This is a genomic window from uncultured Aquincola sp., from assembly GCF_964001545.1.
GTDB lineage: Bacteria > Pseudomonadota > Gammaproteobacteria > Burkholderiales > Burkholderiaceae_C > Aquincola.
Genome location: NZ_CAXFDV010000386.1, coordinates 1 through 1,930 on the forward strand (window position 1 = coordinate 1; position 1,930 = coordinate 1,930).

The window sequence follows — 1,930 nt, forward strand, 5'->3', positions numbered from 1 at the left end:
GAAGGCGGCATCCTGGGCAGCGAAGACGATGCGGTGGTGCGCCCGGCCATCGAGCGCTTTGCGGCCGAAACCGGCGTGGACATCAGCGGCCCGATCCCGGGCGACACGGTGTTCATCAAGCTGCGCGCCGGCCAGTACGACGCGGTGGTGGCCATGTTCCACGACCAGGGCCACATCCCGGTGAAGCTGCTGGGCTTCAACGTCGACCCGGCCACCGGCAAGTGGCAGGCGATCAGCGGCGTCAACATCACGCTGGGGCTGCCCATCCTGCGCACCTCGGTCGACCACGGCACCGCCTTCGACATCGCTGGCAAGGGCATCGCCAATGCCGACAGCCTGGTGGATGCGGTGGACTACGCGCTGCGGCTGATCCAGGGGCGGGCGGCGCAATGACTGCCATGCAGTACCCCGCCGGCCACCCCGCCGGCCGCCTGCACCCGCGTGAAGGCGTGCCCGGCGTGATGGAAGCCGACCTGCCGCCACCGCGCGTGCAATGCCATGCCGCCAACCTGATGACGCTGGGAGACGGCGCGCTGGGCTGCGTGTGGTTCAGCGGCACGCAGGAAGGCGTGGCCGACATCTCGGTGTGGTTCTCTCGCCTGGCCCCGGGCAGCGAGACCTGGAGCGCGCCGGTGCAGCTGTCGCAAGACCCCACCCGCTCGGAGCAGAACCCCATCCTGTTTCCGGCGCCCGACGGCCGGCTGTGGCTGATCCACACCGCGCAGCGCGCCGGCAACCAGGACACCGCGCTCGTGCGCTGCCGCATCTCGGAAGACAACGGCCGCAGCTGGGGCCCCACGCGCGACCTGTTCACCCAGGCCGGCATCTTCGTGCGCCAGCCGGTGGTGGTGCTGGACAACAGCGACTGGCTGCTGCCCATCTTCCATTGCCCCACCGAGCCCGGGCAGAAGTGGGCCGGCCATGACGACACCAGTGCGGTGATGATCTCCAGCGACCAGGGCGCCAGCTGGCACGAAGTGCGGGTGCCCGAAAGCACCGGCTGCGTGCACATGAGCATCGTGCCTGGCCGCCGGCCGGGCGAATTGATCGGCTTCTTCCGCAGCCGCTGGGCCGACCATGTGTACCGCAGCGTGTCCACCGACCGTGGACGCCACTGGACGGCACCGCAGCCCACCGAGCTGCCGAACAACAACTCGTCCCTACAAGTCGCGCGGCTGACCAGCGGTGCGCTGGCCATCGTCTTCAACCAGAGCAGCGCCGCCGACGCCACCGAGCGCCGCGCCTCGCTGTACGACGAGATCGACGATGGCGACGGCCGCACCGAAGCCGTGGCCCGCGGGCGCAGCGCCTTCTGGGGCGCGCCGCGTGCACCGATGACGGTGGCGCTGTCGGACGACGACGGCCTGACCTGGCCGCACCGCCAGCACCTGGAAACCGGCGACGGCTACTGCATGAGCAACAACTCGCAGCAGCAGCTCAACCGCGAGTACTCCTATCCCTCGATCCACCAAAGCGCCGATGGCGCGCTGCAGATCGCCTACACGGTGTTCCGCCAGCGCATCCGCCACCTGCGCCTGACCGAAGCCTGGGTGCGCCAGGCACCCGCCCAGCCCCACGCCTGAACAACAACGGAGACAAGCCCATGAACCGCAAGACCTTCCTGGCCGCCGCCATCGGCGCGGCCCTGTCCATCGCCGCCGGTGTCGCGCTGGCGCAGCCCTACCCGGCCAAGCCCATCACGCTGGTGATCCCCTTCCCGCCCGGCGGCACGCTGGACACCGTGGGCCGCGCGCTGGCGCAAAAGCTCGGCCAGCAGATGGGCCAGACCATCGTGGTGGACAACAAGCCAGGCGGTGCCGGCACCATCGGCGCGGTGGCGGTCAAGCAGGCCAAGGCCGACGGCTACACGCTGCTGTTTTCGCCCTCGACCCACACCACCACGCCGATGACGATGAAGTCGGCGCCCTAC

3 protein-coding genes are annotated in these 1,930 nt (G+C 69.9%); all 3 read left to right on the plus strand.

All coding sequences use genetic code 11. The features are described 5' to 3' along the window. A partial coding sequence (locus tag ABNT58_RS13255) for a 4-hydroxythreonine-4-phosphate dehydrogenase PdxA (RefSeq protein ID WP_348753943.1) occupies positions 1–393 on the plus strand: 393 nt, incomplete at its 5' end. Between the two features lie 68 nt (positions 394–461). Further along, positions 462–1,583, plus strand: coding sequence for an exo-alpha-sialidase (locus ABNT58_RS13260; protein WP_348753945.1), 1,122 nt, complete (start codon positions 462–464; stop codon positions 1,581–1,583). A 20-nt stretch (positions 1,584–1,603) separates the two neighbouring features. After that, a partial coding sequence (locus ABNT58_RS13265) for a tripartite tricarboxylate transporter substrate-binding protein (RefSeq protein ID WP_348753944.1) occupies positions 1,604–1,930 on the plus strand: 327 nt, incomplete at its 3' end.